Raw genomic sequence first — 24,923 nt, 5'->3', positions numbered from 1 at the left:
TGTTGGAACGGGACTGGCGTTTGAACTATAGATTTGAGGAGTTTCAGGTAGGCAGTATCTACTTTAGTCATTTATGAATAATATCTTATGATTCAAAAAAATATCGTCGATGATTTTCATTGTCTGTATCCAACAATCGGACAAAATAACCTCTCACTTTCTTTTTAACAATTGAGTCTCTGAACCTAGTGGTAGAAACATCATCCCATTCAAATTCATATATGGACTCGATTGTGTAATTATTTTTGAGAATCACAAAAATTAAATGCGTTGGAGGAACTTCTCCGATTTTAGTAAACCCAATCACTCCTGAATTTCGCCAACTGGAACCTGATGTTCGGCGTCTAGTCTTGACTTCTAATCGTTTTTCATCTTCCTTGTCTTCATTAACAATCACGTCATAAGAACTTTCATCTTTTACGATCTCCCCTCCGTAGAACTTCGCAGTGTAGATTTCCCCAAGCCAACCAACTGTTTCGTTACCCTTTAGCTTAAATTTTGGAGCCTGTTTCTGTATCTCCTTATGTACTTTGTCATGAATCTTATACAGCTCGTTAAGAACTGTTTTCAGTTCACTCTGAGCTTTCTCCATTTCCTTCTTAGCCATAATCACTTCTCATGTTTAACTAAATATATAATCATCCCCCAAACCTCCCCCCGACACCCCTCTGCCAACTCCCGCGAAACTTCCCCCGTATGCGCTGTCTCATTCCGATACTCCTTTGTAAACCTAGATAGCTGATTAAGGAATTACTTGCCGAAAAAGCCATTCCTGTGCACGGTCTAGATAATAGCACGAACATCCTACAAGAGCGCATTCGCAGTCAAAGTCCGCTCGATAGGTTTAGCGATCGTTCAAAGACAGTATCTATCTTATCAAGCGTAATCCTCGGATCATTCTTGCACAACGGAATGACCAATGAGCACATTTATCTAGAGCTGACTAGCGTTACTTCTCCCTCCCCCACCCAACCCCCTACTTAAACAAATGCCCCATCAACAACTCCTTAGTCCGCAAATACCCCATATTCTCAGCCACCGGGTCAATCACAATCGGCAACCTGCAGACGACGGTGATCGGGCCTTCATCAAATGCATCGATCTTCTCCGGGTTGTTGGTCAGTAATTGAATGCGATTTACCCCCAAATCTTGAAGAATTCCCTGGGCGACCTCATAGTGCCGCGCGTCAATCTCAAAACCCAGGTGTTCATTTGCCTCAATGGTATCCAGGCCGGTATCCTGTAGCTGGTAAGCTTTAAGCTTATTGATAATACCGATCCCACGCCCTTCCTGGCGGAGGTAGACGACGACACCTTTTTTGGCTGCAGCGATTTGTAAGGCCCGACTAAGTTGTTCCCCACAATCGCAGCGTTTGCTGCCAAACAGATCTCCCGTAATGCATTCCGAGTGGATGCGCACGATCACTTCCGAATCAGGCTTCATATCCGGGTGAACCAAGGCCAGGTGCGGCGTATAGTCCTCCGGCGTAGCGGAATAAGCGATCATCCGAAAATCCCCGTACGGCGTTGGAATGAGCGCTTCGGCGCGGCGGGTGGCGGCGGCGGCGGTGTCAACGGGTAGTGAAATCGGTTGGCCTTCCTGGACCATAACGGGGGGCTTAATTTGCTAGGGAACGCCCCAAGGGACCGGGGGTTGCGCGGAGGGGGTATATTTGGGCTTTGGTCTCTGGTCTGGGGTCTCAAGTCTGGGGTCCCTGGTCTCTAGTCTGAGGTCTCTAGTCTGAGGTCTTTAGTCTCAAGACCACAGACCAGAGACCACAGACTTTAGACCAAAACCCACCAACCCATGTCCGCCCCCAAATACAAAGCAAAGAGCAAGATCAACTGGAGCAAAATATTCATCATCGGCTTGCTGGGCCTCGCGCTCCTCGCCTTTATCCTTCAATCCATCCCGAGTTCCGGTCGCTCCCAGCCAGTGGCTCAGCAACAACCGCCCGCGCAAGCTCCCGCCCCACCGCCCTTTACCGACGAGGGAGACCTGTTCATCACCGACGGCGAAACCGGCGAGCAAAAGGCCCGCGTCGACATTGAACTCGCCCAGAACGCAAACGAAACCGCCCAGGGACTGATGTACCGCGAAGAAATGGGTGAGGACGAAGGAATGCTTTTCTTCATGCCCACTTTCGAGCCCCAGTCGTTCTGGATGCGTAACACGCTCATCTCCCTAGACATTATCTACCTCAACGAGCAGCAGGAGATCGTCAGCATTATGCCTAATACCACCCCACTCAGCGAAGCGCAGGTACCCAGTGGCGTACCAGCCCGCTACGTGCTGGAAGTCAACGCCGGGTTTGCGGAACGGAAAGGGCTCGAGATCGGTGATTTAATGGCTTGGTAGAAGAAGGTGCGGATTTGTATGACACCCGTTTTCACAGCCCGCCGGGCGCTGCTAGCCAACTTACCTTGCACCTGCGGCCGCGCAAAACTATTCCCGCAACTACTTGGGGTAACCACGCCCACCTGACGTGAGAAAGCCACCCCAGACTCCTAAGGTGGCTTTCTTATCTTATGCAATTCGAGAAATTACTTCCCCTGCGTAGTCAAAGCATCCAGGCCTTTTAACGCAATACTAATCTTATTACCGAGCTCCTGTTGGTGACCGGCGACAAGGTCCTTATCCCCTAGTAAACCCTCGGTGGAGATATTTGCCAGCATCCCTTTCATCATGTTGAGACTAACATTGGTGAGCGTAGCACGCGCGGCGGCTTTTACGTCGGCCGTCACGTCATCATTTTCGAGTAGGGAGCTGAGTCCGTCGACGTAGTGTGACTGCAGCGTCCGGCCGTAGCTGGAGTTTGTATTGTCGCTCGTGAAGACGCCATCGCGGGTCTGGTTCATTAGGTCCATCAGTCCGTATGCCTCGCTATTGCGGGATTTCTGCTCGGCAAGGCGGTTAAGCCGATCGTCGTTCATGAGCGTCCGGAGGGCACCCTGCTGGAGGCGTTCGATCTTTTCGGAAACGCCACTCGGGCCGATGCGGTCGAGGATGTCCCCTTCGAGCAACCACTCGGGCGTTTTGAATACCTGGCGGTTGATGAAGTCGACTGAATTGCGCTGCTTGGTGGCATCGACGACTTCGTAAACGAGCTTGTTCTCATCCGACGTTCGCTGCCATTCCTTGACGCCGCCGACGTTGCTGGCCACGTGACCGGTGTAGCGACGAAGCTGGCCGATGACGTTGTCGTAAACTTCTTCGAGGTCCTCGAAATACTTGCCGTCCTCGCTCATCCATTCCACCAGCTGCGGGGTGATGCGCTGGAGGTTTTTGATGCCTAAGTCGGAGGCCATGACGGCGTCACCGCTGAGGTCTTCCGTCTGGGCGCTGGGGTCGTGGCCGTTACCGCGCTGGCGGCCGTAGCGGTATTTCGGGTCGTCGGCCTTGGCCTTAACCATTGCGTTGAGCAATGGCTTTTCCGTTTCCATCGTCTTACCGGGCATGGGCTTGTAGCCGTACTCGATGGCGTAGTAATCGTAGGGGCCGATCTTGGGGTGGAGGCCGGCACCCTTGTCTTCCGGCTGGGCGACGTAGTTGAAGCGGGCGTAATCCATGATGCTCGGCGCGGTACCGTTTTCTTGGACGAAGCCGGGGCTGCGCAGCTGCTCAACGGTGTAGGCGGCGGAGCTACCCATGTTGTGCGGCAGTCCCAGTGTGTGGCCGACTTCGTGGGCGGAAACGAAGCGGATCAGTTCGCCCATCACCTCGCGCTCGAACTTCGGCGTGCGCGCCGCGGGGTTCACGGCGGCCGTCTGGATGAGGTACCAGTTGCGGAGCAGGTTCATCACGTTATGGTACCAAATGATGTCGGATTCGAGGATTTCACCGGTGCGCGGGTCGTGGACGTGCGGACCCATCGCGTTTTGAATATCCGTCGTCACGTAGCGGATGACGGAGTAGCGAACGTCTTCGGGGCTCCAATCTGGATCCTCAGCCTTCGTCGGCGCGCGCTTCGACATGATGGCGTTCTTCAGACCGATCTTCTCGAAAACCTTGGCCCAATCGTCGACGCCCTGCGCAATGTAGGGGGCCCATTCTTCCGGCGTGGCGGGGTCGAGGTAGTAGACGATCGGTTTTTTAACGTCGACCAGTTCACCGCGTTCCCAGGCGGCCATGTCGACGGGTTCGAGACGCCAACGAGTGATGAGGCGGCGCTTTTCGGCGCGTTGGGCGTCGACGCCGTAATCGATCTGGTTGATGCTGAAGTAGCCGACGCGGGGGTCGTACACGCGGGGTTGCATCGGGTCGGCGGGCAGGAGGATGAAGGACTGGTTCATCTCCACGGAAAGCGTACCAGTGACGGCGTTATCGGGTAGTTCGCTGCCGTTGTAGGTCAGGACGTGGCGGATTTCGACGTTGCTCGGAAAAGCCTTGGCGCCCATGACGAGGCTGCGGGATTTGTCGAGGCTTTTGATGCCGAACTTCTTGCGGTCGGCGGTGCTGATGGCGCCGATCATCTCCACGTCGGTGGTGAAAAAGCTCGTCACGTCGGCAACAACGCTCAGGCTGTCGGGGCCGTGGGCCTTGATGTCGAAAGCAGCCACGATGGGCTCGAAGTTGTTGTTGCGTACGGACTGGTAAACGGGCAGGTCCGGGCTGGCGACGCTGTTGTAGCTGACGCTGCGAAGGAGGAGTTTGCCGCCTTTCTTTTGCCAGCGAATAACTTGCTGGGGCCGGCTTCTCATACCCGCGCCGCCAAAATTGAGCCCCTTGACGTGGCCACTGATGCGACTGACGATGAGGATTTCGTCTTCGAGTAGTGTATTGGGGATTTCGAAGTAAGTCTTGTCCTCCTTAGTGATGACGTCGAAAAGCCCTTCGGCGACTACGGCATCCTTCATCAGGTCTTTGTAGGCGTCTTTTTTATCTTTTTCTTCTTTTTTGTCTTCGTCTTTCTCCTCGTCGTCCTGCGCGAATACGGTGGGGGACAGGGCTAAGAAGGCCAGTAGTAACAGTAGCTTCTGCATAGGTTGGTTTTGGTTTGGGATGTGCAAAGTAGGCAATTTGGGGATAGCGGGTCACGGGGCGCGGTCCCGATCCCGATCCCGATAGCTATCGGGATCGGAAGTGCCGGGTTTGAAAAAAGAGAGCAAAGTTAGTCGGCTAAGTAACACGCGCCCACGAATTTCGAACAAGAAAGACTTTATTCGGGCTTGAACTCAGTACGCTAAACTTTCCTACTATGCGTTCGCTAATGTTCCTGCTTTTACTCGCTGCCCTGGGCGTGACCGCCTGCACCCCGAAAGCCGCCGCGCCCACCGGTCAGGCCGCGCTGCCCAACGTCACGTCCGTTGCCTTTAACGAGAAAGTATCGCTGCGCCCCGGCGAAACCGTCATGGTCGAGGGCCAGGTAGGTCGTTTGACTTTCGTCGAGGTCGTCAACGACAGCCGCTGCCCGGAAGGCGTCGACTGTATCCGGGCCGGAGAGGCCGTAGTGGCGGTCGAGCTCGCCAGCGGTAACCAGCAGGAGGTAGCAATCGCCGCCGACTTTCGTACAGCCCAGCGCATCGTTACGGGCGACATCGTCATTAACATCCTGGGGCTCACACCCTACCCCAGAGAAGGCAGCGCCAGCACGCCCGAAGATTACCGGCTGCAAGTGCAAACCAACGCGCCGCGGGACTAACCCCGCTTCCACCCTACCCTTACTTCAACCTTCCCCCATGTTCTTTCCCATCGGTGACGACCAGGTCCACCAGGGCCACAGGCCCATTTTCTCCTGGCTATTCATTGCCATCAACGTTGCGGTGTTCGCCTATCAATTCTCGCTCGGTCCGGAGGTCGGGCAAGCGTTCGTCCTCGATTTCGGTTGCATCCCGGCGGAGATCGAGGCGGGCCAGGATTATTACACCCTGCTCACCAGCATGTTCCTCCACGGCGGCTGGATGCACCTGATCGGCAACATGGTGTACATGTACATTTTCTCCGACAACATCGAAGCTTCGATTGGCAGTGCGCCGTTCGTGATCTTTTACCTACTGGGAGGGCTCGCCGCTGGCCTTTGCCACATTTACTTCAACGCGGGTAGCCCGATTCCGGCCGTCGGGGCGAGTGGGGCGCTTTCGGCGGTGATGGGGGCTTATATCGTGATGTTTCCGCGGTCCAACATTAAAGGTTTCCTATTCTTTTTTCGGATTAGTGTGCCTGCGTTCTTGTTCCTGGGTTTCTGGTTTTACCAGCAGTCTTCGGCTGGCTACGCTAGTATGGGGGACACTTCGGGTGGGATCGCTTGGTGGGCGCACATTGGGGGATTTGTGTTCGGGGTGGTGGCGGGGTTTTTGTTCCGGACTTGGTACGGGGTGCCGGGCTTGCGGGCCAAGACCAGAGCAGCCCGTCGCTAAAGGTTGAGGGCATCCTGCCCGAATGGCCGTGAGCGCTGCCGCTGTTTCGTTCGGGCAGGATGCCCTCAACCTAGGTTAGCACCAACTATTCACGGCTCCTACCGGTTGCCTACTTTGCACCCGCGACCGCGCCACGACCACAATACAAAACACTATGGCAGACCAAGCAAGAACCGACGTCAATACCCTCGGCGAATTTGGCCTCATCGAACACCTCACCAAGAACTTCAAAACCCGCCAAAAGACGACCATCCTCGGCGTGGGCGACGACGCCGCGATCATCGACACCGGCGGCCCGGAGCAACTGGTGGTCAGTACAGACATGCTCGTGGAGGGCATCCATTTCGATTTTGCCTACACGCCTTTAAAGCACCTCGGCTACAAATCCGTCTCCGTCAACGTCAGCGACATCTGCGCAATGAACGCCCGGCCGCAACAGATTACCGTCAGCATCGCCATCTCGAACCGCTTCAGCGTCGAGGCACTCGATGAATTTTACGAGGGCGTCCGCGCGGCCTGCGACAAGTACGGCGTGGACCTCATCGGCGGCGATACGACGAGCTCGCTGAAGGGCCTCATCATCTCCGTCACCGCCATCGGCCGCGCACCCGCTGAGCGAATTACGCGGCGCAGCACCGCCAAAGTCGGCGACATCATCTGCGTCACCGGCCACCTCGGTAGCGCGTACCTCGGCCTCCAACTCCTGGAGCGCGAAAAAGAAGTGTACCTCGCTAACCCCGACATGCAGCCGGAAATGAAGGAGGAAAATAAAGAACTGTACGCCGCTATTCTCCGCCCGGAAGCTCGTACGGATATGGTCGATTTATTTGCTAAGAACAACATCATCCCTACCGCCATGATCGACGTCAGCGACGGGCTGGCCAGCGAGATTTTTCACATTTGCAAGGCAAGCGGCGTGGGGGCTATTCTTGAGGAAGGGAATATTCCCATCAAGCAGGAAGCCCAGCTGCAGGCGTTGGAGTTTAACATGGACCCGGTTACCGTGGCCCTTTCCGGCGGCGAAGATTACGAACTGCTGTTCACCATCGACCCGAAGGACCTGGAGAAGGTGCGTTTCCTACCGAATATTTATATTTCGGGGGAGATCGTGGCGAAGGAGGATGGGGTTAAGCTGCATACGGTGGGGGGGAATATTCATCCGGTGCGGGCGCAGGGGTGGGAGCATTTTGGGGAGTGATTCAGGTTAAGTCTGTCGGTGCGGGTGGGTACTATTATTCCAAGTAGTACCCGCCGCGTTAAGTACATTCTGTAGAACGCGCGATCACAAAATAATTCAGTTTACCGTGAAGGCAAGCAGTCCGAATCAATTGTGATGAGTCGCAATCAATTCCCGAAGAGTGTTACCCGAAGGATTGGGACAATCATCGCACACAATTTCCTCAGCTCCGTCCATCAAAACGTACAAAGGAGCGCCTAACCGCCCCGTGGCCGTCTCAAGATCTTCGCTAGTAACGGAAGGTACGTACACCCCGTACTTTACGTCGACAGATAATTCTTGCTGGTAGTTCAACCAACTACTTTTGGACGAAGAATGGCATACGTACACAATTTCAAGATCAGCGAACTCCTCTAAAAGTCCTTGCTCAAATTCTTGTTGGACTACGCAGGGCCTGCAACCCACAAACCAAAATTTGTATAGGGTGATCTTGTCGATGTCATCGTTTAAGATTTTCCTTTTGCGGTTGTTTTCATCCGCGACAAACTCTCTACCGAAAAATTGAAGGAGGTCGTCTTTTTTAGACGCTGCGACCTTTGTGGCATCGAAAGGATTGACCGAAAGCAATCCCTGGTGGGAAGGGGGCAGAGAATTACGTATTGAATCGTACTGGTCCCGATCTTCGAACTCCGTCCACGATGAGTTATTTACCATGTCTATGTAGTAGGCTACGGCATCGTTGCGGTGCGCTGGCAAAAAGTAAAGGGTTAAAAAATCCCTAAGCACGTAATCCGCACCAGATAAGTTATTGTCGATGCGGTGGTACCAAGAATACTCTCTAAACAAATCGATGTAGGACGGGCGATAGTACAGAGCATTCGTACCGAGTAAGTCAATTATTTTATTTTCAGTTGTTTCTGACAGTAGTAACGTATCCTGACCGATGTAGCGTAAGTAGTTTGCCAAATGTAGGGATCTTGAGTAAGCAAATAATTCGGCTTCTTCTGCACCAAATGCCCGCAGCCAATCCTTCGCTCCATCATTTTTAGAATTCAAGGTATCCGTGACTCGGTATTCCCTCCTAAAATCGTTGACCATGATATCGATTGAAACCAGGTTACTTGGCCACCGGTTACCCCTCACTAGCTCAGTAAATCTATGATCTAGGTAATCATAGCGGCGTTTATTTTCGTCAATATTTTTCACCGTGTCTTCACCAACTGAGATGTGCCTGTCGTAAGTAGGCATCAGGATGTATGTGCCCCATTTTCCCTGTGCATTTAAGTAGAAATATAGTGGTTTGTGAACCCTGACATCAATGGTGTCCGACGCCAGACTACCTAGGCTTATTTTCTTATCCGCAAGATCGTACCGGTAGTTGGTCCTTAAGTTCAGAGAATACTGAATTAGTGAGTCGGTGTTATTCGTGATGATAATTCGCGATTGGTTTGGATGGACGAAATTACTTTTCTGCCACCTTTCGTTTCCCACCAAGGTTTCTTCGCTGCCGCAAGATTGAAGGCAAATGTATAGAATTAGTATTATGGCCTTGGGAATGTGCATCATTGTTTTTTCGTGTGACGAGCGTGGCCATATGGACTACCATCAGCACCAGGATGCACTAATCTACTAATCAGGTGGGTGGGCGGGGAACGGACGAGTTTTCCAATAAGATGCTACTTTTGGCGGATGAGGTAGTTTTCATGAACTGAGAGCGTTTGACCGGCCACTGGGACCACTGTTTCAATCAGCTCATTTGCGTAAAGCGGCAACACACAAAAGACCAACTAAAAATGGGACAAGGAACCGTACACCACTACTTTGGGTCTGAAAGCGCGGCCGGACATTCGACCTGTCCACTGAAAATGCCAATCATTCCTGCCACGATTATCGACATCCTTTAGTAAAGCTGCGACTAAGTCATCGTGATATACACCCCTTCTTGGCATCTGCTTTTAGCTATTTACCGCACCACCAACTCCTCCCGGTCCGGCCCCGTAGAAATCATACTAACCCGCGTCCCCAATTTCTCTTCCAGAAACGTCACGTAATCCAGGCAAGCCTGCGGCAAATTAGCTTCCTCCTTCACCGAAGTCAGGTTAGCGTTCCACCCCTTTACGTCCGTATAAACGGGCTTATAGTTCTCGTGCACCAGATCGAACGGCAAGGTCCGTGAGACTGTCCCGGCCACGTCGTACGCGTCGGCCGCTTTGAGCGTCTCGAATTTATTGAGCACGTCCACCTTAGTCACCACCAGTTGCGTCACGCCGTTGAGCATAATTGTGTAGCGGAGTTGCACCAGGTCGATCCAACCACAGCGGCGCGGCCGACCGGTCGTAGCGCCGAACTCGCCCCCCTCGGCGCGGAGGAATTCACCGGTCTCACCCAGCAGTTCCGTGGGGAAGGGGCCACTGCCCACGCGGGTGCAGTAAGCTTTCGTGATACCGATCACCTCGCCGATCTGCTGCGGCGCGATGCCAAGCCCGGTGCAAACACCGGCGGTGATCGTATTGGAGCTCGTGACAAAAGGGTAGGTACCGAAATCAATATCCAGCATGGAGCCCTGCGCGCCTTCGGCCAGGATCTTTTTCCCGGCCTTCATTGCGTCGTTGATCCAGTACTCCCCGTCGACGAACGTGAGTTTCTTCAACCGCTCGACGGCCTTGAACCAGGCAGCTTCTTCTTTAGCCAGTTCGAATTCCACGAATGGGTAAAGACCAACGAGCTGCTTGTGCTTCTCCTTGAGCTCTTCGTACCGCTCCCGGAAATCCGGCGCTTCCAGGTTACCGACGCGGAGGCCGTTGCGGCCGGTCTTGTCCATGTACGTCGGGCCGATGCCCTTGAGGGTGGAGCCGATCTTGCGGTCGCCCTTGGCGTTCTCGCGCGCGGCGTCCAGCAAGCGGTGGCTGGGGAGGATGAGGTGAGCTTTGCGGGCGACGAACAGGCGGTCGGCGTAGTCGATCCCGGCCTCGTCCAACTTATCCATTTCCTTACCGAGCGTGATGGGGTCGATCACGACGCCGTTGCCGATCAGGTTCAGCAAGCCGGGGCGGAAAATACCGGAGGGGATGGTGTGCAAAACGAACTTCTTCCCGTCGAAAATCAGCGTGTGACCGGCGTTGGGCCCACCCTGAAACCGGGCGATGATGTCGTATTGAGGGGCGAGAACGTCAACGATCTTGCCTTTGCCTTCGTCTCCCCACTGGAGACCGAGTAGTACGTCTACGGCCATGATGCTTGGCTTTGCGAAAGCGGCGTTTGGGAAATTCCGGTGCCCCTTCCTGAAACGTACGCGAAGGTACGGCAAGGGGGTGGTCTTTAGTCTATAGTCTTTGGTCTTTAGTCTGGGGTCTGTAGTCTGGGGTCTGTAGTCTGAAAATCGGAGAACCTCAGACTTAGACCCTAGACCACAGACCACAGACTTCCCCAATCGAACAACCTTTAGCGCCGAATGGTCTTGTTTCAGCAGTCTTCCGAAACGGGGCTATCATTTATGTCAGGACATTCGATCACCGCCAACATTCTTCTACGCGTCGGTAGTGCCGCCAAGGGCCTGGTTTATTTGCTGATGGGGCTATTTTGTTTGGGCACCGTTTTTGGTATTTCCACCAGCACGGGCGGGCCGAAAGAAACCATTACCTGGTTGGGGCAAAATCCATTCGGGCAGTTGATCTATTTGGTGCTGGGGCTCGGTATTTTGGCCTACGCCCTCTGGCGGCTGTACGAAGCGCTTATCGATCCGCACGGGCGGGGCACGTCGTACGGAGCCCTGTTTTACCGACTGAACTGCATCATCGTGGGTGGGGCGTACGCCGCGCTGGCCTTTTACGCCTTCCGTCGGCTCTTTCGGGGCTACGGGGGCGGGGACGCCCGGGAGGACGCCATTCAAATTCTGCTCGGCTTTCCGTACGGTCAGGAGATCACCTACGTCATCGCGGCCTTCGTAGTCTTCGCGGGCATCTCGGCACTCTACACCGGTTTTAGCGAGCAACACATGCGCGACGTGGACAAGTGGGCGCTGACGCAGGTGCAAGAAAAGTGGTTTCGCAGGGTAGGTTTGGTGGGCCTCGGCGGCGTGGCGGCCGTTTACTTCATCATGGCCTACTCGCTCTACGAAGCAGCCAAGTTGTACCGGGGGGATAAGTTTAAGGGCGTCGGGGAATCTCTTTCCTACCTGGAGGGTTGGGGCTGGGGACTCGTCATGATGCTGATCACCGGCGTTGGCCTGGTGGCCTACGGGGTGTTCATGTTTATCAGGTCCTACTACGAGCGACGGCCGGAGGAAGCTTAGACAAACAAAGTGTTCTGAACACATAAAACACAAAATCAAAAAGAGAAACACAAAAAGACGGCTAGCCGCTATCACACGCTTTTTGTGCTTTTGTGCCTCTTTTGTGCATTTTGTGTTCCCCGTTTTTTCTTGCCACGTGGTGCAAGTCCTATCCGCAAAACCCACAACCAGCTTTTCAAACCCAACAAAGCCCTCCCCCGGCAGTGCGGAGAAGGGCTGATTTTGTTACGTAAATCATCGGGCGCCAAGCGCCGTCAGAAGTTTACTTCGTGTACGTAGAGTCGCTAACGGAGAGCTTGTGGCGACCTTTCGCGCGGCGGCGAGCGAGGAGTTTACGGCCATTCTTGGAGCTCATGCGGCTACGAAATCCGTGCTTGTTGACACGCTTACGCTTGGAGGGCTGGTACGTTCTTTTCATCTTGTTGTAGTATTTAAGATCGGAAGCTGCTCAGACCAGGCTGAGCCACCGATGGTTTCTTACGGCCCGCAAAGATAATGCTTTGCCGCCCGCCCTACAAACTAGTAGCTAATATATTTACCCGCCCGGCCGCGCCCTAACTTAGCGGTATTATTAGCCCGCCCCAACGGTACACCTACTCAAACCCAGCGTTCAGACTATTACTACTTCGCCATGACCCGATTCTCTCACGCACTCATTTTGCTCCTCTCCCTCTCGCTGTGCACCAGCGTCCGCGCCCAACACAGTTTTCCCCCGGGGTTTCTGCAGAAATTGGAGGCCCCCGTCCTGCCCCAGCAGGATAATGACCGGCTGCGACGCCAAGAAATCGCCGCGCGCAAGCCCGGCCGGGTGAACACTTTTGCCGTCACGATTCCACAAACGCTCCGGCCCTCGAACTCCGGCACCTGGGTCGAGCGAAGAGATACCTCGATTTGGTACCTCCGCGTGACGAGCCCCGGCGCAAAGACCCTCAATCTGGGCTTTTCAGAGTACAAGCTCCCCGCCGGCGCGGAGCTCTACCTCACCACCACGACCGAAAAATTTGGCCCCTTTACCCCCGCCGATAACGCCGAACACAACCAACTCTGGACGCCCGTCGTCACCGGCGACGACCTCATCGTGGAACTGCGCGTCCCCACCCGGCAAAAAGACTTGGTCCGGCTTTACCTGACGTCCGTCAACCATGATTTTATCGACGTCACCAAGGCCCTTTCCGGTAGCTGTAACCTCGACGTGGCCTGCGGCGCGGCGGACGGCTGGCCGGTCGTCGACCAGTTCCGCAACGTGATTCGTTCCGTTGCCGCCTACACGCTCAACGGCAGAAACCAGTGCACCGGCTTTCTCGTCAACAACACCAACGAAGACGGCACCCCCTTTTTCATGACGGCTAACCACTGCGAGGTTACCAAACAAAATGCGGAGACCGTCGTGGCTTACTGGAATTTTCAGAGCCCCGTCTGCCGCCAACCGGGCTCTCCCGCAAGCGGTGGAGACAACCGCGGCTCCCGCAACGTATTTAATAGGGGGGCTACCCTGCTCGCCCGGGCGGCGAGCACCGACTTTGCCCTGTTGCTACTCGATGAACCGGTGAACCCCGCCGCCGATGCCTTTTACGCCGGTTGGTCCCGCGAGCAAGAAGCACCTTCCGGCACCACCGTCAGCGTACACCACCCCAGCGTTGACGATAAACGTATTGCCGTAACCTACGGCACCGTCCGCCGCGTGAAGGACAATCCGGACATTCCGGACCGCAACGGAAGTTACCTCCGCGTCAATCAGTGGGACATCGGCACCACCGAAAGGGGCTCCTCCGGCGCACCGCTCTTTGATGAGAACAGCCGCGTCCGTGGCCAACTCTGGCGGGGTGCCGCTAATTGCGACACCCCCACCGGGTTCGACCAGTTCGGTTACTTCACGGCCAGTTGGGAGGGCGACGGAACGCCGGCATCGCGGCTCAAGGACTGGCTCGACCCCTGCGGTAAAGACCCCTTAGTGCTGGATGGTTTCGAGGACTCGGACCTCCCCTTTACCCTCACCACGGCATCCAACTGCCTGGATAACTGCGTCGGTGAATTAACTACTTTTTCCGTTCTCGTCCCCGGGGGCTACCCCGCTGCTTCGCAAGTCACCATAGTGGCGAGCTCCTCTGGAATTGACCCCGCCCTGTCCACTACTACCGTGGGGGGTGGCGAAGAAATACAACTTACCGTCCCCGGCAATCCATCCCGGGCAACGGGCACCTACGTCGTGACGCTCCGCGTGGCGGGCGGCGGACGCAGTGACGATATTGACCTGACTTTGAACCTATTCCGTAGCGTCCCCGCCACCCCTACTTTAGTGGGCCCCGCGAACGAAGCCCCGGAAGTGTCCCCCCTCACCACCTTCTCCTGGTCCCCCGTGGCGGAGACCGAAAATTACGACCTCCAAGTGTCCGTTTCGCCAGCTTTTAACGCCTCGCTCATCGACGAGCGGGTGAAGGGAACGACGATCTACGAAAACACAACCGCGCTCCCGGGCGACAGAACCTACTACTGGCGCGTCCGCGCCAACAACGTGTGTGGCAGTGGGGAGTGGACGGAAGCCAGCTTCACGGTGGCCAATCAGTTGTGCGCACGGGCTGCGTACGCTGGCAACCCGGTACCGATTGACGACAACACCGTAAGCGCTACGGTCAATATTACGGAAGACGTAACCATCGACAATCTCGAGATATTTATTCGCGTCGACCATACTTACATTGGTGATCTATTCGGTAGCCTGACGAGCCCCGGTGGCACCGTGGTCGAGCTCTTTACCGGGCCGGGTAACGGGGGCTGCAGCTTCGATAACTTGACGGTCACCTTTGTGGATGACGCACCCAACACCGCGGCTGACTTTGCGAGCACCTGTACGAACAATAATCCATCCATCTCCGGTATTTACCAACCTTTAGCGGCCTTTTCCGCATTAGGGGGCACGAACGCCCGGGGGAGGTGGACCTTGACCATTGACGACCGTGGCGAAGGGGATGCGGGAGAAATTTTGGAGTTCCGGCTCGACGTTTGCGCCCGGGCGAATGCCGCCAGCGACTTTTCCGTCCGGCCCGCGGAAGCTACCTGGGAGGCCTGTCTTGACGGTGCGGCTACTTTCGACCTCGCCCTTGGCACCAGCTACGACGCGACTACCACCGTTAGTATTTCCGCCGGCGACGTAAGCCTTACGGAGTTCTCTACGGAAATAAGGCTTGCCGAACGGACGGCCACGCTTAATTTTACCGGTTGGAATGATCTGCCCGCCGGGAATACCGATTTGACGGTGGAAGTGACGGCCAGCAACGGAAATTTGCGTTTCTTTAATATTCCCCTGACTCTGTCGCAAGCCGCGGCCCCCGCCGTGCTCCTCAGCCCCTCAGCAAACGAACGGGTGCTAAAGGACGAAGAAGTTACCTTCAGTTGGTTACGGCCCATCGGGGCGGAAGATTTCACGCTGGAGTACAGCTTAGCTGCCGACTTTGTGGCCGTGATCGGCCGGGAGGAAACGACCTTTACGGAACTTTCCGTTGCCGATCTTCCCGTTGGGCAGCCAATCTACTGGCGGGTCATCGGTAATAATGAAATTTGCGGATCGGTAAAGAGTGAGGTAGGGACGTTTACCGTCGTCAATGACTATTCCGTCAGGGCAAACAATACCAACTGGCGGGCCTGTCTGGAAGGCGAAACCAGTTTTGCACTCACCCTCGGTGCCAGCTACGACGAGAACACCTCCGTTACCGTTTCCGCCGGCGGGGTACCCATTACGGAGTTTGCTACGGCCCTGGACATCGCCAACCGCACGGCCACCCTCAAATTTACCGGTTGGAACGGACTGCCCGCCGGAGAAACGAACGTAATCGTAGCGGTAACGGCCGCCGACGATAGTTTACGCTCCGTCTCCGTTCCCCTGACCCTGGTCGAGGTGGCGGGCCCGGCAACGCTCCTTAGCCCCGCCGCGGACGCTGAGCTAACTACGGGTGGTGGGATTACGTTCGAATGGTTGCGGCCCGCCGGGGCGGAATCGTTTACGCTGGAATACAGCCTGGACGCTGAATTCACGGTGGTCGCCGGTCAGCAAGAAACGGACGCGACTGAGATTATCGTCAGCACCATTCCCGTTGGCCAACCCGTGTACTGGCGAGTCGTCAGTAATAACGGAGTGTGTGGGCCGGCCGTGAGCGCAACGCGGGTATTTACCATTAATAGCGACTTTTCCGTCCGGGCCGCTACGTCAACGTGGGAGGCTTGTCTCGGGGATACGGCCAACTTCGACCTCACGCTCGGTAGCGGCTACGACGAGAATACCAGCGTGGCGATCTCCGCCGGTGACGTAGTGCTCACGGAATTCTCCACTATTCTGGATCTCGAAAATCGTACGGCTACGATCGGTTTTACCGGCTGGAACGAGCTGCCCGTGGGACGCACGGAGTTAACCGTGGTGGTTACGGCCAGCGACTCAAGCCTACATACCCTCCTGATCCCCCTAACGCTGGGCCAGGCGGCGGGTCCGGCAACACTTTTAAGCCCCACGGCGGATGCCGAGCTGCTAGCAGGTAGCGACATAACGTTCACGTGGTTACGGCCCGTCGGGACGGATTCCTTCACGCTGGAGTATAGTCTGGACGCTGATTTTGCGACCATCGCCGGACAAAAACAAACGGACACTACGGAGATTATGCTCGAGTCCATTCCGGCGGGACAGCCAGTTTACTGGCGGGTCATCAGCAATAACGAAGCCTGTGGGTCGGCCGTGAGTGACGTGCGAACATTTACGCTGCAGAGCACCGCCGTGGGAGATTTTGGGGACGACCGGTCGGTGGCCATTTATCCGAACCCGGTACGCGGGGCGGTGAACGTGGAGTTGCGCGGTAATTGGTCCGAGCGGGTGATGGGTACGTTGCACGACGCTACCGGGCGGGTGCTGCGGGACTACCAAATCGAGCGGGCGGGCCTCAGTCGCTGGGACGTAAGTGGTTTGCCGGAGGGTCTGTATTTCCTCCGGGTCCGGTCCGGTGGGCGGCAGTTTACGGAACGGATTATCGTGGGCCGGTAGGTCTTCGCTGCTCCCGGTCCACTTTCATGGCACCCGCGGCCGCGCCCTTATTTTGCGCAGACGCGGGTGCCGGGGTGGTGATGCCACGAAGCAATGTTAGTTTGGCACCGGCGTTAGCTTTCTCCCCAGTAATGACTTAATGAAACAGGCTTTAATCTTACTTTGCTACCTCTGCCTTGCCGCACCCGTTGCGGCCCAGTTTAACCTGGCCGACCGGGTGTACGCCTTCGCCACCCACCCGGAACTCCGGGGCGCGCAGGTGGGGATTGACGTGCGGGACGTCCGGACGGGCGACCGCGTTGCTGCTTTTCAACCCTATACCGCACTCATTCCGGCTTCCACACTGAAACTAATTACTACCGCAGCCGCCTACGACGTGCTCGGCGCGGACCACGTCTTCACTACCGATTTAGTTATTTCCGGCGAGATCGATAACGGAACACTGCGCGGTAACGTCTACATCATTGGTGGCGGTGACCCGACGCTCGGAAGTCCGTACATGAAAGGTGTTCCCCGCACGGATGCCGTACTCGAGCGCTGGGCGGAGGCCCTCGCCCGGGCGGGCGTGCGTCGGATCGAAGGGCGCGTCGTCGGCGACGGGAGTTATTACGGGACGAACGGCGTGGCCGCCGAGTGGCCCTGGTCAGACCTCGGAAACTACTACGGCGCGGGCGCGTACGGGCTAAACCTTAACGAGAATAGTTACAAACTCGACCTCCTGCAGCGCAAAGTGGTCGGTACACGCCCCGTGGTGCAGGGGACGCGGCCGCGGGTGCCGGGCCTGACCATCACGAGCGAACTGACGAGTGGCCCGAAAGGAAGTGGAGACCAGGCTTACATCTACGCTGCCCCCTTCGGCCGGGAAGCCATCGTGCGGGGAAGCATACCGATTGGCTCAAAACGGTTCACCATCCGCGGCTCCGTGCCCGACCCCGCCCTTTTCGCCGCCGACGCGCTGACCGAACGGTTAGCCCAGCGGGGCATCACCACTTCTTTGCCGCCGGAAACCCACCGCACCGTCGGCGGCGGTCGTTTTCTCGACACTAAACTACTTGACCGCTACACGTCTCCCCCCCTTACCGAAATCATCGACCGGACAAACTTGCGTAGCCTCAACCTCTACGCCGAGGCACTTCTCCGGGAGGTCGGCAAAGCACGGGGCGTGGCGACGGACGACCTCTCCGGGACGGAAACCATCATTAACTGGCTGCAAACGCTGGGTTTATCGACCGCCGGAATGCAGGTGATGGACGGTAGCGGGCTGGCGACCCGGAACTTCTTTTCACCGGCCCTGATGACCTCCTTTCTCCGTACCCAGGCCAGTAACGAGCGCTGGCGCCAGAGCATCCCCGTGGCAGGCCGGACGGGGAGTATGCGTAATTTTTTGCAGAAGCGGACCGCGGCGGGGCGGTTGGCGGCAAAGTCCGGCTCCCTCAATGCCGTCAACTGCTACGCCGGTTACGCCACCGGGCCGGACGGGCGGGAGCTGGCTTTCGCGATCATGGTAAACAACCACGTGATGGAGTCGCGACGCTTACGGAACTTGATGCTGGAGTTGATGGACGACATCTGCGGGGAGGCGCTACCCTGAGATTACTTGGGTCGCCAGCGCTGCGTACTGGTCGCAATCGGAATAGCTCCCAACGATTGACGGTCTATCTTGCGCCACCGTAAATCACCCAACGATGCGTACCCTCTTTTGCCTTTTCGCCGTTGCCCTGGCTCTTTCTTCCTGCCAACCCGATCCGCTGCCCGTGCAGGACCCCGGTTTGTACGTGGAGGATGCGCGGCAGGAAACCAGGGACCGGGGTTTCTGGCAGCGGCCGGGCATCGTCATGGACGCGATGGGTGACTTAGAAGAAAAAGTAGTTGCCGACATCGGTGCCGGCAGTGGGTTCTTCGCCCGCCGCCTCGCTCCGATCGCCGACCGGGTAATTGCAATAGAGCTGACGGACAGTTTGGTGAGTAACCTCGCGGACATCCGCGATGCTGAATTGCCCAGGGGGCGGCGGGGTAGGCTCGAGCCCCGGTTGGGCTTGCCCAATGACCCCAAACTGGCCGACAACGAGGTGGACATCATCTTGTTCGTCAACACGCTGATGTACATTGATTCGCCGGAGCAGTACCTACAAAAAGTACTACCGGCCATGCGTGCCGAGGGGCGGATCGTGGTGGTCGACTGGAAGAAGAAGGACATGCTCATTGGCCCGCCGAAGGATGCCCGGCTCGCCATCGGGGAGTTGGAAGATATGCTCAAACGGGCGGGGTACCACCTGGTCGATAGCGACGATGAGAGTCTGGAGTATCAGTACATCGTGGTGGCGGATAAGATGGGGGGGTAGGGTTAGCGGATAATTTTTCGGCCGATGCACCGTCTCAGCTCGAAGGAACACCAGCATCATCCACTCCGGAGTTACTCGCGCCGGGGACGGCGCATCGCCCGGGGGGAACGGCGGTAGAAACTAGCGAGCCTACTTATCCAACCAACGCAACAGCAGCGGGATCAGCAGCAAATCACTAATCACCGCGCTGGCGAGCGTTAGGCTGATGAGCAGGCCGATCGTGACGCTCGGCGGGTTGACACTGAAGAGCATAACCATGAAGCCGAAAAAGAGCACGATGGACGTAAGCACAATCGCCTTGCCCGCCTCCTTGAAGGTGAGGTGAATGGCGTCTTCCACGTCCAGCCCCTTGCCCCGCGCGAGTTTGTACTTAGCCAGGAAGTGAATGGTATCGTCGACGGCAATGCCGAAGATGATGGCGAAAACAATGCTCACGCCCGCCTCCAGCTCAATGCCCAGAAACCCGAGCATCGCCCCGGCCAGCAACAGCGGCAGAATGTTGGGCACCAAACTGATGAACAGCATCCGCCAACTTTTAAAGAGTATCCCCATGATGACGCAGACGATCACAATGGCCAGCCCCAGCCCCTGGAGGAGGTTGCGCCGGATGTATTCCGAGTTCTTGTCGATAATTACCCCCGTTCCCGTGCTGCGTACGGCGACGAGGCTCGTGTCGACGTTGGCGTTAATCCAGGCGTCGGTGCGGTCCATGAAGACTTTCACGCTGTCCGCGCCGAGGTCGCCGAAGCGGCTGGTGATACGGGCCTTAGTGGCGTCTTCGTTCATCAGGATATTCAGGCTCGAGGCGGGGATCTGGCGGGCGAGCCGCTGGTACTTTTGGTAGGTGGCTTCGTCCGTTGGGAGCTCGTAGGCGTCCGGCCGGTTATTGTTGAACATCTGGTTGATGCTGCGGTAGACGGCCGTGATGCTGGCCGTAGATTGTACCTGGGGGAACTGCTTGACGTAATCTTCAATCTTTCCGATCTGGGTCATGACCTCGAAGTCGGTAATCTTGGCGGTGTCCTTCGTACTGATGGCCATTTCGAAGGGGCGGAAACCACTCAGTTCTTTTTCGAAAAACAGGAAATCATCAGTGAGTTTGCTGCCGATCGGCAAGGCGGATTCGATTCGGTAATTCGTCGTTATCATGCTGATGCCCCAGACGCAGAGGACGGCGACCACGGCGAATCCAATCTTTATTCGCGCCGGGTTCAGACGGCTGAATTTGTAGGTGCGCTCCAGCAAACGGTCCCAAAATGCCTGCTGCCGGCCAATTTTGACAATCTGATCGACGCTCAGGTAAGAGAGCAGCGCGGTAGTAAATAAGATAACCGTTACGAAAGCAACCATGACTCCGAGGGCGGCATTGAGGCCAAAATCGCGGATCGGGTTGACCCGGCTAGTGAGCAGCGTGGCAAAGCCGATGGCGGTGGTGGTACTCGTCAGTAAGGTCGCTAAGCCGATCTCTTTGATCGTAATACGAATGGCCGTTTCCTTGTCCCTGCCCCGCCTCAATTCATCGATGTATTTCGACATGATGTGAATCACGTCCGACGTTCCGACGATGATCATTAGCACCGGGTAGAGCGCGGCGATGGCGTTCAATTCTCGGCCGAGTAGACCCAGTAAGCCCAGGAACAACAGCAAACCGAGCGCAATACTCACCAGCGACACCAAAATCCCCAGCGGCCTGCGGAAGAGAAAGAACATCACCAGCGTCACCAGAATACCGGAAACAATCGCCGAGACAATTACCTCTCGAACCTGCGTCGCGACCATTTCTACCTGGAAGTTAGCCGCCCCGAGGTAGTGATAATCGTCGAACTCATACCGGTCCATGACTTCCTGCACGGAAGCCATCAGTAGTTTAGCCTTGTCGAGACTGGATACCACGTCGACGCTATCCGAATTCAGGTTAACGAGGCTCTGTGTCTTCAGCAAAATGACCAGCGTCGTCGCCTCTTTATTGATCAGGTTGTTAACGAAGCGCTCATCCTGCATGATGCGTGCGCTGTCGGCGGCGTAGCGGGCGGGGTCACTGCGGTGAATGGCCGGAATGGTCGTCACCGCAAAGGGTGTTTTTACCGGGTAGCTGAAGGTGGTCAGTGACTGGACGCCTTCGATCATCTCCAACTCCCGCGCTTCCAGGGCGAAACTGTGAGCGTTCTCCAGGAAGGTAGAATCGAAAACGCCTTCCGGCCGGTCGACAGCGACTAGGAGAAAATTGTCGTCTCCCTCAAACTCCTCGACGAACTCCAGAAAAAAGGCCAGGTCGTCGTCTCCCCGGGGAAAGAACTGGGAAAAATCAAACGTGAATTTTAGCTGGAAACAGCCGTAGATAGCGGCCAGGGAGAAGAAGGCGAAAGCGATCAGAACGGAGAGGCGGTACTTGCGCATGGGCGGGGGGAGAAGAGTCTAGGGTCTGTGGTCTTTAGTCTAGGGTCTTGATGCCTTCGATCTGTAGTCTTGGGGAGCTTTGGTATTCTTAATCTCAATGCTTGACTAAGTGTATTTTACCTACTTAGCACTGTCAGGAATTTGCTGCACGGTGCTTTTTACGGGGCAAAAGAGGAACCTGCTAAGAGCCAATTCAAGCAAGTAGGTAAACCCACGCCACCAATTTGGTTTGACTAGCGCGATGGTAAATTAAATTTATGACCCGGTTAAGACCGTCCCTTGCCGGAGCTTGGTCCTCGGCGTGATTCTCCGCTCTTTGTGGACCGCCGTTCGCTTTCTCCACGGGTGCGCTTTTTATACACGAGATGCATCCGACTTTCTAGCGGGTTGGCGGTGTCTTCTGCGTACTGGGCCCGTAGTTGAAAAGAGTCCCGGGCGCGGAAGAGGGCGGCGATGAAGGAGGCGGGGCTGGCTTTGTCTTGTCCGACGAGGTCGTAAGCAGTGCCGTGGTCGGGGCTGGTGCGGATGGCGGGGAGGCCGGCGGTATAATTGACGCCCTTACCGAAACTGAGGGTTTTGAAGGGGATCAAGCCCTGGTCGTGATACATTGCCAAGACGGCGTCGAAGTCGTGTTGCTTGCCGGCACCGAAGAAGCCATCGGCGGGGAACGGACCCATGGCAAGGATGCCTTCTTTTTTGGCCGCTTCGACGGCGGGGCGGACGATCTTACTGTCTTCCTTACCGATGCGATCGTCGTCACCCGCGTGGGGGTTGAGGCTCAACACGGCGATGACGGGACGTTCGAGACCAAAGTCGGACCGCAGCGCGGCGTCCATGATCTTGAGCTTCTTGAGGATAGCGGCCTTAGTGACGTTGGCGGCCACTTCCGAGACGGGGATGTGGTTGGTGACGATGCCGACGCGCAGTTCGTCCGTGACGAGGAACATCAGGCTTTCTTCCGCGTCCAGTTTCTCGGTGAGCATTTCCGTGTGGCCGGGGTAGGGAAAAGCATCCCGGGGCATGACGGATTTGTTGATGGGTGCGGTGACGAGGGCGTCGATGTTACCTGCTTTGAGGTCGTTCACGGCGGCTTCGAGGGACATCGCGGCGGCGCGGCCTCCGTTCTCAGTGGGGGTGCCGGGGTTTAGTTCCAAGTCTTCGGGAATGGTTAAGACCAGATTTATTCTTCCGTCCTCGGCGTTTTCGGCTTCGTCAATTACGCTGTACTTGAACGTGGCGGCGGCTTCGCCGACGTAGCTGTTCAAGACAGCTTTGGAAGCGTAGATGATGGGAGTGACCAAGTCCAAAATGCCTTCGCGGATGAGACTTTTAATAACTACTTCCGGTCCTATTCCATTAGGGTCGCCTATACTAATACCGATTTGAAATGGAGTCATGATCTTCGCTTTTGGGTCGGGCGAAGATACGCCGTGTGTTGTGCGCTCGAAGTACCGAGCACCACCAGACAACCTGAATAACTGGGAAATCGTTACTTTCAGGTAACCTAACAACACAATAACGATGAGTACTACCGAAATGCGTAGCGAAGTGGCGGGCTGGTTAGAGAACCTGGACGACGAGTTTTTGTCGGCGGTACACACGATCGTTGGTAATTACCTGAGAAAGGACGTAGACAAAAAGGGCGCATTCATCGGCTACGAAACGGACGGGACCGCAGTTTACGCCGGGACCGCTCAAGATCAATTTACCGAAGATCTGAGTAACCCGGAGGACTTCATTACCATTGAAGATTTCGAGCAGGGCCAAGAAATACAAGCCGCTACGTGAAGAAGTACCAAGTAAAGCTGACGCCGCGCGCTAGTAATAGCATCAACGAAATTGTTCGAGACCTGCATCGAACGGTGAACCCTGGTTTCGCAACTAAAATACGGAAAGAGATCATCACCGCAATCAAAGGGCTAGCGACATTTCCTGAAGCTTACCAACAGTCTGATGCACTATCCACGAAAAACACCACGTACCGGAGAGCACTGACGAGCTCACATAAAGTAGTATTCATCGTAAAAGAAAATACACTGGAAGTCATCGTAGTACAAGTTTACCACCAAAGCCGTGGTCGGGAATGGATTGATGATAATGTTTGACGAGAGTGGATTCAAAATCTAAGCGGTGGCAATGAAGTTGCGGACGAGGTTCCTAAGTCAAAATCCCGCCCAAACCCTACCTTCGCGGAAGTGAAAAACCAGATCCCCAACGCAATAACCCTCCTCAACCTCTTCAGCGGTTGCGCCGCCATCATCAACATCCTCGACGGGCAGTTCATCGCCGCGTTCTGGTTCCTGTTTGCGGCCGGGTTGTTTGATTTTGCGGACGGGCTGGTCGCGCGCCTGTTAAACGTCAGTAGCGAGCACGGTAAAGAACTCGATAGTTTGGCCGACATGGTCAGTTTTGGAGCCGTACCGGCCATGATCTACTATACCTTATTAAGCATCGGGTACGCGGGAGGTGCAACGTCCGTTCTCGCGGAAAACCTGGCACCCGCGACCACGCCCGCCATTGTCTGGTCCTGGGCCGCCGCGCCCGCCTTATTGGTCGCCATGTTCTCCTGTCTCCGCCTCGCCAAGTTCAACCTGGACACGCGCCAAACGGAAAATTTTGTCGGCGTCGCTACCCCGACGAGCGCACTTTTCGCCACCGGATTGATGCTGATCTATGCCCTCAACCCCTTCGGCTGGTCCGACGCAGTGCTGAGCCCCTGGGTACTTTACCCCTCCATTCTGGCCTTTTCCTACCTCCTCATCAGCGAGCACCCCATGTTTTCTTTCAAGATCAAAGGCGCCAAGTGGGCCGGCAACGAGACGCGAATTATCTTTGCGGTCCTGGCCGTGCTGTTGCTGATCTTCCTGCAAACGGCCGCTTTTCCGTTCATCGTCGGTGTCTACCTGATCATTAATCTGGTCAGCCCGCCGCAAACTTCCGCCCCATGAAATTTCTGGCCCACATCAACGTCATGCCCAAAGCCGAACTGCTCGACCCCCAGGGCAAAGTCGTCGTCAAGAACCTGCCCAACGTCGGTATCGAAGGCGTTACGGACGTCCGGATCGGTAAGCACATTACCATTGCCGTCGAAGCGCCCACCGAAGATGACGCCTACGAAAAGGTGGATAAAGCTTGTAGCAAGTTGCTCGCTAACTTGATCATGGAGGATTATGATTTTGTGCTGGAAGAGGAGTAGTCCCGATGGTAGGCGCGGTCGCGGGTGCCAGGTAAACGGCAGCGGAAGCAAAATTTTTTTGGCCACAAAAACACAGAAACACAAAAAGCCACGCAAAGCCATTTTTGTGCTTTTGTGTTTTTGTGGCTTACCCTCCAACA

Annotated in this window: 20 protein-coding genes; 12 read left to right on the top strand and 8 right to left on the bottom strand. The window is 55.9% G+C overall.

The features are described 5' to 3' along the window. Positions 1-85: 85 nt before the first annotated feature. Both GGR27_RS13070 and ribA read right to left on the bottom strand, forming a co-directional pair. Positions 86-607 (bottom strand): hypothetical protein, encoded by a 522-nt coding sequence (locus tag GGR27_RS13070; protein WP_168038008.1) that lies wholly within the window; start codon positions 605-607, stop codon positions 86-88. Between the two features lie 369 nt (positions 608-976). Continuing rightward, a complete protein-coding gene (ribA, locus tag GGR27_RS13065; RefSeq protein WP_168038006.1) occupies positions 977-1,609 on the bottom strand; it encodes a GTP cyclohydrolase II in 633 nt (210 codons plus the stop codon). A 198-nt stretch (positions 1,610-1,807) separates the two neighbouring features. On the opposite strand from ribA, the gene GGR27_RS13060 reads away from it, so the two are divergent. Continuing rightward, positions 1,808-2,359 carry a DUF192 domain-containing protein gene (locus GGR27_RS13060; protein ID WP_168038004.1) on the top strand — a complete coding sequence of 184 codons (552 nt, stop codon included), beginning with the start codon at positions 1,808-1,810 and terminating at the stop codon, positions 2,357-2,359. Positions 2,360-2,544: 185 nt separating this feature from the next. Here GGR27_RS13060 and GGR27_RS13055 read toward each other — a convergent pair whose 3' ends face one another. Further along, positions 2,545-4,983: a zinc-dependent metalloprotease gene (locus GGR27_RS13055; RefSeq protein WP_168038002.1), complete on the bottom strand. Its 2,439-nt coding sequence runs from the start codon at positions 4,981-4,983 to the stop codon at positions 2,545-2,547. A 215-nt stretch (positions 4,984-5,198) separates the two neighbouring features. Here GGR27_RS13055 and GGR27_RS13050 point away from each other — a divergent pair, with 215 nt between their 5' ends. The 3 genes from GGR27_RS13050 (at position 5,199) to thiL (ending at position 7,555) form a co-directional block, all read left to right on the top strand. Next, positions 5,199-5,642, top strand: a complete 444-nt coding sequence (locus GGR27_RS13050) for a hypothetical protein (RefSeq protein WP_168038000.1) — start codon at positions 5,199-5,201, stop codon at positions 5,640-5,642. 37 nt (positions 5,643-5,679) lie between these two features. After that, complete coding sequence (locus tag GGR27_RS13045) at positions 5,680-6,357, top strand: rhomboid family intramembrane serine protease (RefSeq protein WP_168037998.1); 678 nt, start codon at positions 5,680-5,682, stop codon at positions 6,355-6,357. A gap of 154 nt (positions 6,358-6,511) precedes the next feature. Next, positions 6,512-7,555 (top strand): thiamine-phosphate kinase, encoded by a 1,044-nt coding sequence (thiL, locus tag GGR27_RS13040; RefSeq protein WP_168037996.1) that lies wholly within the window; start codon positions 6,512-6,514, stop codon positions 7,553-7,555. Positions 7,556-7,681: 126 nt separating this feature from the next. On the opposite strand, the gene GGR27_RS13035 is transcribed toward thiL, so the two are convergent. Together GGR27_RS13035 and GGR27_RS13030 are read right to left on the bottom strand one after the other, a co-directional pair. Further along, the gene (locus GGR27_RS13035; RefSeq protein ID WP_168037994.1) at positions 7,682-8,782 is read right to left on the bottom strand and encodes a TlpA family protein disulfide reductase; all 1,101 of its coding nucleotides are present in this window, start codon (positions 8,780-8,782) and stop codon (positions 7,682-7,684) included. A gap of 715 nt (positions 8,783-9,497) precedes the next feature. Then, a complete protein-coding gene (locus GGR27_RS13030; protein ID WP_168037992.1) occupies positions 9,498-10,766 on the bottom strand; it encodes an adenylosuccinate synthase in 1,269 nt (422 codons plus the stop codon). A 219-nt stretch (positions 10,767-10,985) separates the two neighbouring features. Here GGR27_RS13030 and GGR27_RS13025 point away from each other — a divergent pair, with 219 nt between their 5' ends. After that, positions 10,986-11,825 (top strand): DUF1206 domain-containing protein, encoded by an 840-nt coding sequence (locus tag GGR27_RS13025; protein ID WP_168037990.1) that lies wholly within the window; start codon positions 10,986-10,988, stop codon positions 11,823-11,825. A 262-nt stretch (positions 11,826-12,087) separates the two neighbouring features. On the opposite strand, the gene rpmH is transcribed toward GGR27_RS13025, so the two are convergent. Continuing rightward, positions 12,088-12,243, bottom strand: a complete 156-nt coding sequence (gene rpmH, locus GGR27_RS13020; protein ID WP_168037988.1) for a 50S ribosomal protein L34 — start codon at positions 12,241-12,243, stop codon at positions 12,088-12,090. A gap of 213 nt (positions 12,244-12,456) precedes the next feature. Here rpmH and GGR27_RS13015 point away from each other — a divergent pair, with 213 nt between their 5' ends. From GGR27_RS13015 to GGR27_RS13005, 3 genes are all read left to right on the top strand, one after another. Further along, positions 12,457-16,848 carry a T9SS type A sorting domain-containing protein gene (locus GGR27_RS13015; protein ID WP_168037986.1) on the top strand — a complete coding sequence of 1,464 codons (4,392 nt, stop codon included), beginning with the start codon at positions 12,457-12,459 and terminating at the stop codon, positions 16,846-16,848. A gap of 139 nt (positions 16,849-16,987) precedes the next feature. Next, entirely contained in the window at positions 16,988-18,439 is a 1,452-nt protein-coding gene (dacB, locus tag GGR27_RS13010) for a D-alanyl-D-alanine carboxypeptidase/D-alanyl-D-alanine endopeptidase (RefSeq protein ID WP_168037984.1), read from the top strand. A 94-nt stretch (positions 18,440-18,533) separates the two neighbouring features. Then, positions 18,534-19,190 (top strand): class I SAM-dependent methyltransferase, encoded by a 657-nt coding sequence (locus tag GGR27_RS13005; protein WP_168037982.1) that lies wholly within the window; start codon positions 18,534-18,536, stop codon positions 19,188-19,190. Positions 19,191-19,319: 129 nt separating this feature from the next. On the opposite strand, the gene GGR27_RS13000 is transcribed toward GGR27_RS13005, so the two are convergent. Next, positions 19,320-21,587, bottom strand: coding sequence for an efflux RND transporter permease subunit (locus tag GGR27_RS13000; protein ID WP_168037980.1), 2,268 nt, complete (start codon positions 21,585-21,587; stop codon positions 19,320-19,322). Between the two features lie 266 nt (positions 21,588-21,853). Beyond that, positions 21,854-22,984 carry a 4-hydroxythreonine-4-phosphate dehydrogenase PdxA gene (pdxA, locus tag GGR27_RS12995; RefSeq protein ID WP_168037978.1) on the bottom strand — a complete coding sequence of 377 codons (1,131 nt, stop codon included), beginning with the start codon at positions 22,982-22,984 and terminating at the stop codon, positions 21,854-21,856. 124 nt (positions 22,985-23,108) lie between these two features. On the opposite strand from pdxA, the gene GGR27_RS12990 reads away from it, so the two are divergent. The 4 genes from GGR27_RS12990 to purS all read left to right on the top strand — a co-directional run bounded on the left by GGR27_RS12990 (position 23,109) and on the right by purS (position 24,783). Next, positions 23,109-23,375 carry a hypothetical protein gene (locus tag GGR27_RS12990; RefSeq protein WP_168037976.1) on the top strand — a complete coding sequence of 89 codons (267 nt, stop codon included), beginning with the start codon at positions 23,109-23,111 and terminating at the stop codon, positions 23,373-23,375. Next, positions 23,372-23,692, top strand: coding sequence for a type II toxin-antitoxin system RelE/ParE family toxin (locus GGR27_RS12985; protein ID WP_168037974.1), 321 nt, complete (start codon positions 23,372-23,374; stop codon positions 23,690-23,692). Before GGR27_RS12990 ends, GGR27_RS12985 begins: the two co-directional genes overlap by 4 nt. Before the next feature lie 90 nt (positions 23,693-23,782). Next, the gene (locus GGR27_RS12980; protein ID WP_168037972.1) at positions 23,783-24,535 is read left to right on the top strand and encodes a CDP-alcohol phosphatidyltransferase family protein; all 753 of its coding nucleotides are present in this window, start codon (positions 23,783-23,785) and stop codon (positions 24,533-24,535) included. Beyond that, complete coding sequence (gene purS, locus GGR27_RS12975; protein WP_168037970.1) at positions 24,532-24,783, top strand: phosphoribosylformylglycinamidine synthase subunit PurS; 252 nt, start codon at positions 24,532-24,534, stop codon at positions 24,781-24,783. Before GGR27_RS12980 ends, purS begins: the two co-directional genes overlap by 4 nt. Positions 24,784-24,923: the final 140 nt, after the last annotated feature.

Source organism: Neolewinella antarctica, assembly GCF_011927835.1.
GTDB classification, from domain to species: domain Bacteria; phylum Bacteroidota; class Bacteroidia; order Chitinophagales; family Saprospiraceae; genus Neolewinella; species Neolewinella antarctica.
The sequence above is the reverse complement of the archived record's forward strand: the minus strand, read 5'-3'. Positions and strand labels throughout refer to the sequence as shown.

What these genes read in the sequence shown, in the direction of transcription:
- GGR27_RS13005 (WP_168037982.1), top strand. Translation starts at nt 18,534, where the DNA reads ATGCGTACCCTCTTTTGCCTTTTCGCCGTTGCCCTGGCTCTTTCTTCC.
- GGR27_RS13000 (WP_168037980.1), bottom strand. Translation starts at nt 21,587, where the DNA reads ATGCGCAAGTACCGCCTCTCCGTTCTGATCGCTTTCGCCTTCTTCTCC.
- GGR27_RS13070 (WP_168038008.1), bottom strand. Translation starts at nt 607, where the DNA reads ATGGCTAAGAAGGAAATGGAGAAAGCTCAGAGTGAACTGAAAACAGTT.
- thiL (WP_168037996.1), top strand. Translation starts at nt 6,512, where the DNA reads ATGGCAGACCAAGCAAGAACCGACGTCAATACCCTCGGCGAATTTGGC.
- GGR27_RS13030 (WP_168037992.1), bottom strand. Translation starts at nt 10,766, where the DNA reads ATGGCCGTAGACGTACTACTCGGTCTCCAGTGGGGAGACGAAGGCAAA.
- pdxA (WP_168037978.1), bottom strand. Translation starts at nt 22,984, where the DNA reads ATGACTCCATTTCAAATCGGTATTAGTATAGGCGACCCTAATGGAATA.
- GGR27_RS13035 (WP_168037994.1), bottom strand. Translation starts at nt 8,782, where the DNA reads ATGCCTACTTACGACAGGCACATCTCAGTTGGTGAAGACACGGTGAAA.
- GGR27_RS13055 (WP_168038002.1), bottom strand. Translation starts at nt 4,983, where the DNA reads ATGCAGAAGCTACTGTTACTACTGGCCTTCTTAGCCCTGTCCCCCACC.
- GGR27_RS13025 (WP_168037990.1), top strand. Translation starts at nt 10,986, where the DNA reads ATGGTCTTGTTTCAGCAGTCTTCCGAAACGGGGCTATCATTTATGTCA.
- ribA (WP_168038006.1), bottom strand. Translation starts at nt 1,609, where the DNA reads ATGGTCCAGGAAGGCCAACCGATTTCACTACCCGTTGACACCGCCGCC.
- GGR27_RS12990 (WP_168037976.1), top strand. Translation starts at nt 23,109, where the DNA reads ATGAGTACTACCGAAATGCGTAGCGAAGTGGCGGGCTGGTTAGAGAAC.
- GGR27_RS13045 (WP_168037998.1), top strand. Translation starts at nt 5,680, where the DNA reads ATGTTCTTTCCCATCGGTGACGACCAGGTCCACCAGGGCCACAGGCCC.
- rpmH (WP_168037988.1), bottom strand. Translation starts at nt 12,243, where the DNA reads ATGAAAAGAACGTACCAGCCCTCCAAGCGTAAGCGTGTCAACAAGCAC.
- GGR27_RS13060 (WP_168038004.1), top strand. Translation starts at nt 1,808, where the DNA reads ATGTCCGCCCCCAAATACAAAGCAAAGAGCAAGATCAACTGGAGCAAA.
- purS (WP_168037970.1), top strand. Translation starts at nt 24,532, where the DNA reads ATGAAATTTCTGGCCCACATCAACGTCATGCCCAAAGCCGAACTGCTC.
- GGR27_RS13015 (WP_168037986.1), top strand. Translation starts at nt 12,457, where the DNA reads ATGACCCGATTCTCTCACGCACTCATTTTGCTCCTCTCCCTCTCGCTG.
- dacB (WP_168037984.1), top strand. Translation starts at nt 16,988, where the DNA reads ATGAAACAGGCTTTAATCTTACTTTGCTACCTCTGCCTTGCCGCACCC.
- GGR27_RS13050 (WP_168038000.1), top strand. Translation starts at nt 5,199, where the DNA reads ATGCGTTCGCTAATGTTCCTGCTTTTACTCGCTGCCCTGGGCGTGACC.